This window comes from Roseateles sp., assembly GCF_031397715.1.
In the GTDB taxonomy this organism is placed as follows: domain Bacteria; phylum Pseudomonadota; class Gammaproteobacteria; order Burkholderiales; family Burkholderiaceae_C; genus Paucibacter_A.
This window is the reverse complement of the sequence record NZ_JANNMI010000046.1, coordinates 1-7571: the sequence shown is the minus strand read 5'-3', so window position 1 is coordinate 7571 and position 7571 is coordinate 1. Positions and strand designations below refer to the sequence as shown.

The 7571-nt window shown below is 64.9% G+C and carries 6 protein-coding genes; all 6 read right to left on the bottom strand.

Annotated elements, in window-relative coordinates:
* The coding region (locus RMO57_RS02245) for an AI-2E family transporter (RefSeq protein ID WP_414896363.1) at positions 1-611 on the bottom strand (611 nt) is incomplete at its 3' end.
* 242 nt (positions 612-853) lie between these two features.
* A complete protein-coding gene (locus tag RMO57_RS02240; protein ID WP_310383803.1) occupies positions 854-1747 on the bottom strand; it encodes a phosphate/phosphite/phosphonate ABC transporter substrate-binding protein in 894 nt (297 codons plus the stop codon).
* 15 nt (positions 1748-1762) lie between these two features.
* A complete protein-coding gene (locus RMO57_RS02235) occupies positions 1763-3277 on the bottom strand; it encodes a sensor histidine kinase (protein ID WP_310383802.1) in 1515 nt (504 codons plus the stop codon).
* 90 nt (positions 3278-3367) lie between these two features.
* Positions 3368-5425, bottom strand: coding sequence for a hypothetical protein (locus tag RMO57_RS02230; RefSeq protein WP_310383800.1), 2058 nt, complete (start codon positions 5423-5425; stop codon positions 3368-3370).
* Between the two features lie 141 nt (positions 5426-5566).
* Complete coding sequence (locus tag RMO57_RS02225; protein WP_310383798.1) at positions 5567-6748, bottom strand: GGDEF domain-containing protein; 1182 nt, start codon at positions 6746-6748, stop codon at positions 5567-5569.
* Positions 6749-6864: 116 nt separating this feature from the next.
* Positions 6865-7571, bottom strand: a 707-nt coding sequence (locus RMO57_RS02220) for an exodeoxyribonuclease III (RefSeq protein ID WP_310383796.1), incomplete at its 5' end; no start/stop codon positions are given.

Genomic DNA, 7571 nt, shown 5'->3' with positions numbered 1-7571 from the left:
GGCGGCGTCCCCATTATGCCAGATGCCGCGCTCTTGATCTCATGATCATCTGGCGACGCCTCGGCTTCGGTATGCAGGCTCATCGGCAGGACCAATCCCGGCGGATCGAGTTGCAGATCGATGTTCTGGCCGAAGCTGTAGGCCCGGGTGGCAAGGAACTGGCTGATCTTGGTCAGGCTCTCGTTGAGATGGCGCTGCAGGCTGGCGAAGTCGCCCAAGCCCAGGCGCTTCAGAGCCCCGATCACGTCGGCCGGTAATGCATCGAACAGCCCGCGCAGATAGGGCATGGGATTGGCCTCGCCGGCCTGCATGCGCAGATAGAGGCCGGCCACCTCGTTGGTCAGCGACAGCGAAATCAGCAACACCGGCAGGATGCCGATCAGCACCACCATCGACAGCGTCAGCAGCGCGGCGGGCGTGGCGCGCATGTGCAGCCGCGAGCGCAAGCGACTTTGCACCGGCGCGAACAGCAGCGAGATCACGATGCTCCAAAGGATGGCGCCGTAAAACGGCAGCAAGATCCAGATCAAGGCGAGGCTGACGGTGATCAAGAGCAGCAGCAAGCTGCCGCGCTCGAGCCGGGTCCGGCGGCTGGGGATTGGGCTGGGCATGGTGGCAGATGTCGGCCGGAGTAAGGAGGGCGCCCATAGTAGCGCTGTCGGTCGCTGGGGCCAGAGCCGCCTGCCGTTACAGCGTCGGCATCGCGTACCTGGTCTAGTGGCGGTGGCCGGCCATGTCGTGGGCTCTCAGCCGAATCTGGTGGCCGTCCGCGCGCGCGTCGCGGTCGCCCGGCCGTGATTGCCGCGAAGAAGGCAGAGGGTCTGCTGAAGTAGGCAGTTACCCGCTCACCCTCTCAGCTCGCCCCGCGCTGCTTGTAAAACTCCACCACCAAGGGTTCAAACCCGCGCAATTCGGCCTCGGTCAAGCTGACCAGTCCTTCCTGTTGGGTAGCCTTGAGCATGGCCTGCCCCTCAGGCGACGGCGCAAGGGCCAACATGGCCTGTTTCAGTCGCTCGACCTGTGGCTGCAAGCGCGGGTGCGCAAGATAGGCCATGGGCGTAAGCCCCTTGGGTGCTCGCAGCAGCACACGAAAGCGGCTGCTCAATTCAGCGGGCAAGGTGCCCAAGGTGGAGGCCGAGCCCACCGCGGCGGCCGCGTCGCCTTTGAGCATGCGCTGTACGCCGTTGCGCTGGGTGCCGGCGGTGATGAGCTTGAAGTCGCGACCGGGCACCAGGCCCTGGTCGCGCATCTCACGCAGGGTGATCAGCACATGCACCGCAAAAGGGTCGGCCACCAGCAGCGCTTGCTGCTTGAGGTCTTGCAAGCGCTTGATGGGGCTGTCATGCGGCACGATCAGCAGCGGTTCCAGCGGCGCGGTGGCGCGCACCAAAGGCAAGAAACCTGCTTCACGGTGCAGGATGCGGGCGACATGGGGTGAGGCGCCAACCAGGTCAAACTCGCCGCGCCGAGCGCGCTCGATGAACTGCTCGAAGTCCGGCGCTGAGGCCAGGCGGCTAGGCTTGCTGAGCGTTCGCTCAAACAAGGTCACCACCGGCTCAAACAGTCGCACCAACTGCTGTGTCGGCAGATAGGGCACCATGCCGAAGACGATGTTGTTCGGGTCGCTGCCAGTGCTGACAGTGCTGCCTTGAGCGAAAACTCTGCTGCCGGCGCTCAGGGCCGCCAGCCAGGCCAAGCAGTCGCGGCGAAGCACGCATGAGAAGAAGTTCCGGCTGTCATTGGGCATGGCTGCGCCTGTGTTTCAGACGGCCTTGGCCGGTGCGGTCAAGGGGATGTTGATGCTGAAGCAGCTGCCTTGGCCTGGCGCACTGTGCACGCTGATGTGCCCACCCAAAAGGGCACTGATTATATTGCGAACGATGGACAAACCCAGGCCCGAGCCGCCCTGGCCCAGCTGGGTTGTGAAGAAGGGCTCGAAGATACGCGCCTGCAACTCGGCCGTCATGCCCTGGCCGTCGTCGCGCACCTGCAGCTCGACGCGCTCGCCCAGTTTTTCGGCGCTGATTTGCACCAGCCCACCTGGCCGGCCGATGAAAGCATGGCGTTCGGCGTTTTGAATCAAGTTGCCGACCACTTGATCCAGCGGGCCGGGATAACTGTCTAATTCGATGCCATGCGGCACCAACAGCTCGACCTGGGTTTGGCTGCGCTTGAGACCGGGGCCAAAGCTCAAGACCAGATCCGCCAAGACATCGCGCAGATCGAATTTGCGCCGCTGTTGGCTGCTGTCATCGACGGCAACGCGCTTGAAACTGTTGATCAACTCTGCCGCTCTTTGCGTCGCGCGCAAGACCAATCCGGCCATCTGTTCGCCGCTTTGCAGCGCATCGCTCAATCCCCGGCGCGAGACCTGCTGCGCCTGTACCAGCAGCGCGGTGTCCTGCATCAGGCTCTGCAGCGATGAGGCAGCCGTCACCGCGTTGCCGATTGGCGTGTTGAGTTCATGCGAAATGCCTGCCACCAAGGCGCCCAGCGAGGCCAGCTTTTGCGCCTCGACCAACGCGTCTTGGGTCTGGCACAGGCGGGCGAGGGTTTGTTCAAGATGCTCGGTGCGCTGCGCGACGCGCTGCTCCAGCGCCTCATTGGTCTGTTGCAAAGACAGCTCGGCTGCTTGCTGCGCCTTGAAGCGCTCGGACAGCGCGCTCGACATCTGATTGAAAGCGCCGGCCAGCTGCGCCAACTCGTTGTTGCCGCCGGCTTCGATCTTCACATCGGGCTCACCAGCGGCCATGCGGTCGGCACCCGCCTGCAAGGCCCCCAACCGGTTGGTGAGCCGGCGCGCCACCAACACTTGCGTAGAGGCGCCCAGCAGCAGCGTGCCCAGGCACAGTAGCAGCAATTGCCACTGCACCTGCATGGCCGCCTGGCGTTCGCCGGTGCGAGCGATGCCGAAACTCGCTTGACCGTAGACCCGCGAGCCGATGCGTAGATCGCGCACAAAACCCTGTGCATCGCTGCCTTGCGCCGGCCCCACGCTGGCGAGCTTGGCGCCTTGCGCGTCGCTGATACTCACATAGCTGAAGTCGCCGCGCTGCACCAGGGCCTGCGTCAACTCTTCAATCGAGGCCAGGTCGGACTCGGCCAACAAAGGCCCCAGCGCTGCCGACAGCAGCGAGGCGCTGCGTTCACCGGCGCGGGCGGTTTCTTGCACCATGGCGTCCGCAACAATCCAGTTTGCTGCCAACAAGATCACCAACGTGGCGATAGCGAACACCACCACAGTGGTCAACACGAGCTGTTGTCGGAGAGTGTGCATGGGTCGTTAGATCGGGCTAGCGGCCCAGAGCATAGACGTATTTTCAGGGGCCGCCGTGAATGCAGCTCAGACGCCCCCGGCGTCCCATGCTTACTGCGTCGGTAAGGCGTAGCGGGTGTAGTAGCGCCGTCCGGCCGAGTCTTGCGCGCCGAGCCAGAGTTCGGCCGAGACGGTGGCGGAGCTGGACAGCGCGACCGGTGCCAACGTCAGCGTGGTGAGCGGTGCAGTCGGTGGCTCGGTGTCGACGAACAAGGGCAAGAGCCAGCCGACCAGCAAGACCCGTACGCTGATCAAGCGCATATCGGGGTTGGCGGCTGCCCAAGTGGCAAAGTTGAACGTCAACCCGGCCCGGATGGCCTCGGCCGTCAGTGGTTTGGCGCTGCTCAAGCCGTCGACGGCGGGAAAGCGTGCCGCCGGCGCGTCCGTCGGCATATTTGTCGGCACATCGGCCGGCAAATAGACGACCCGGGTTTCCGCCAGCGGCTTGTCGTCCAGCGTGAAGCTGGCGGTGTATTTGGCGCCGCGCTGGCTTTCGGCGCTGCCCAGCCAGCCCAGCGCCGATTGTTTGAGGACCAGCTCGGTGATGCTGCCGGTGGGCTTGACCGAGGTGGCGCCCGGCGTGTCGGACAGACACAGCAGCTGGCGGCTGCAGTAGGCAAAAGGAATGCTGTAGCCGCTTTGCAGTTGCACGGTGGCGGTGTCCATGATCTTGGTGGGCGTGGCCGTCGTGGTCCGCCCTTGAATGGCGACTTGGATGCCGACCCAGGGGTTGGGCGCGGCGCTGGAGGCGCTGACACTGCCGTCGTTGCCCAGGTGGATCACGCTGACCGGGTAGACGTTGACGGCAAAGCCCTTGCCATTGCCGACCAGGCCCCATTGGCCCGGCGTGGTGGCGGTGGCGCCCTTGGTGAAGGAGACGGCGTCGCTGAACTGGGCCAGCAAAGCGCCGCTGGCATCGCTGACATTGGCCGACACCAGTACCTTTTTGCACAGCCCCACCAGCAGCGCGTCATCCGCGCAGCCGGTCACCATGAAGCGGCCGAGCTGACCCTTTTTGAGCGCAAAGTCGGCCAGCTTGGCGGCGATGGCGTCCTTGTCGGTGCTGTTGTGCTGGGTGTAGGCGTTCAGCTGGGTGGCCGCCTTGAAGTCAGCGGCCGTCTTGCCCTGCGAGATCAAGGCATTCAGGCCCTTGGCCAACTCGTCCAGCAGGGGCAAATTGTCCAGTGTTGCCTTGGCGGTCGAGGCCAGCTTCAGCGTCGAGGTGATGGCCGTGGCGGGCGCGCCGCCGGTGGCCTTGAGCAATTCGGTTTGCGCCAGGCCGAGGCTGACCTGCACCTCAGGGTTGGCGCTGGTGCTGAGCTTGTTGCTGATCAGCAGTTGCTCGACGCCCTTGCTGTTCTTGCTCAGTTGCACGCGCAAGGATTCCAACAGCAGATCGTGTGCGCTCTTGTCGGCCGCAAAGCTGGCATCGCCGAGCAGGTCCAGCGCCGCCGCGTTGGTGAATTTTAGGTCGCTGAGCTGGGTTTTGATCATGCTCTTGACAAACTCACCGGCCGCGCTGGCGGCGGAAGCTGCGGGCGCGGCCATGGCTGCCGCGCTGGCCGCCGGGCTGGCAAACACCGGTTGGGGGTCGCTGCCCAAGGCCAGGGCCACGATGGCATTGCTGAGCGGCGTGATATTTGCCGTCATGACCGGCTTGGCTGCGTCCAGGATGGGCACGGCCGAGTGCAGCACTTGCGGGGTGCCGGCAGCATCGATGCCGCTGACTTGCACCAGCAGCGGCGCCTTCAAGACCTTGTTGCTGAGGCTCAGGCTGTAGGAACCGTCGCTGGGGCGGGTGCTGGCCGAGCCGACGATGGCGCCGTTACCGTCCATCACCCTGACCTGCGCGTTGGTCAGGGGCGCGCCCAGGGCCGCGACGCCGTTGAGTGTGGGCGTCACGGCGAAGGTGGTGGCGCCGGGCGTCACGGTGTTCGGATTGGGGCTGCCGCCACTGTCTGAACTGCCCCCGCCGCCGCAGCCGCCAAGCGTCAGCAGCAGGCCCAGGATCAAGCCGGAAGCGGATCCCCGCAGCGAAGTTCCCGCCTTGCCGTTGCGCAGCAAGCTGCGGCCAGTCGAATTGGGCGCGGGGAGGGTGAGGCTGTGCATGGCGGCGATCTGTGGAGCGGTAGTTCCCCTGATGGTAGGGAGGCCCTGGCTTGCTAAAGCGCCGATGACCCGGGGCTTTTGGCCGGTTATCGCGCCCCGGCCGACGGCGATTCAAGCCGTCGCGCATCGCCTCACACCAGCTCAGTAGGCCCGCTCAACCCGGTTGCGACCCTCGCGTTTGGCCTTGTACAGCGCCGCGTCGGCGCGGCCGAGCAGGTCGTCGACCGCTTCATCCTGGCCGCGCGGCATCGCAATACCAATGCTGACCGTGCATTGGATGGCGCCGGCATCGGTGCTGAAGAGCTCATCGGCAACGCTTTGGCGCAGGCGCTCGGCCAGCTTCACCGCATCCTCGGCGCTGACCTCTTGCCACACCACGGCAAACTCTTCGCCGCCCATGCGCACGGCCAAGTCATTGGGCCGGACATGGCCGAGCAGCAGATGGCCCAAGCCGCGCAGCACGGCGTCGCCGGCGGCGTGGCCGTGGCGGTCATTGATCTCTTTGAAGTGATCAAAATCAATCATGGCGACCACCATGCCGAGCTCGGCCTTGGTGCTAGCCCCACGTTGGCGCAGACGGCCGACGCGGTTCTTCAAGCCGCGCCGGTTGAGCAGCCCGGTCAAGGGGTCGATCTCAATCATCGACCAGAGGCTGCGCTGCAATTCGCTGTTCACCAGTAGCAGGACGGCGAAGGCCTGGCCTATCAGCAAAAGGATGAAGACCAAGAGCCACAGGCCGTTGATGGGAACCGCCTGTTCAGCCGAGCCCGCAAAGGCGGGGTTCACGGTGGCGGCGCGCAGCGCATGGGCGGCCACTGACAGCGCCAAATCGACCCCCATCAGCCCGAGCGCAAAACCACCCCGGCTGCGCCAGGCGCGGATGATGGGTGCGAGCGCAAAGCCACGCAACAGCGCGCTGGCGCTCAGCGTGAGTGACAGCGAGATCCAATTCGGCTGGGCCGCCAGCGCCAACAAGGCCGAGGCCAGGCAAGCCAGCCCGGCGAACAAGGCCACCGGCAGCATGCGCAGCCGCAGGCCCAGAAAACGGCGCACCGCCAGCAGCACCAAGGCGCTGGAAACCACCCCGCCGATATGACCAATGGTCAGCAGCGGCGTGGGCGCGCCGGTGGCCACCAGCAGCGCTCGCAACAGTTGCGCCAGTGCGATCGCGCCAAAGGCACCGGCCCAGAACCACAGACCGTGACTGCCACGCGCGCTCCAAGCGCCGCCCAACGTGACGACCGCCATCAGCGTCGCCACCGACTGATAGATGATCAGCAGGGTGGGGATGTCCAGCGTCGGAAAGTTGAGCGGCAGCAGCATGGGCAGCGATTGTCCATGCAAGCGGCCACCCCGCTGACTACAGCCAGGTGCTGATCGCATCCAAGGGCTCCGCGCTGAGACCCCTGCGGGTCGCAAACTGCCCTCGCGTTGTTAGATCAAAGCGTGAAGTCGTAATCGATGGTCAGCGGCGCATGGTCGCTGAACTTCTGCGCCTTGTAGATCGCTTCATGCTTGGCCAGCGCGGCCAAGCCGGGCGTGGCCAGTTGGTAGTCCAGTCGCCAACCGACGTTGTTGGCATAGGCCTGGCCGCGGTTGCTCCACCATGTGTAGCAAGCGTCGGTGGTGTCGGGCTGCAGCGCGCGGTAGACGTCAACCAGGCCACCATCGGCCGGGTCGGTCAGGCCGGTCAAACGGGTCATCCAGGCGCGCTCCTCGGGCAGGAAGCCGCTGTTCTTCTGGTTGCCCTTCCAGTTCTTCAGGTCGGCTTCCTTGTGGGCGATATTGACGTCGGCCACCAGGATGAACTCGCGCTCGGCCTTGAGTGCCTGCAGATGCGGCAGCATGGCGGCCAGAAAACGGTATTTGACTTCCTGCCGCTCGGGGCCGCTGCTGCCGCTGGGGAAGTAGCAGCTGATCAGGCTGAGCTTGCGGCCGGGCTTGTCGAAGCGCTTCTCGATGTAGCGGCCTTCGTCATCGAACTCGGCCACGCCGATGCCGGTGATCAAGTCGCTGGGCTCTTCTTTGGTGTAAAGGCCAACACCGGAGTAGCCCTTCTTTTGCGCATAGTGGAAATGACCCTTCAAATCGCCTGTGCTGCAGAAGACATTGGCCACATGCTCGTCCTGCGCCTTGACCTCTTGCA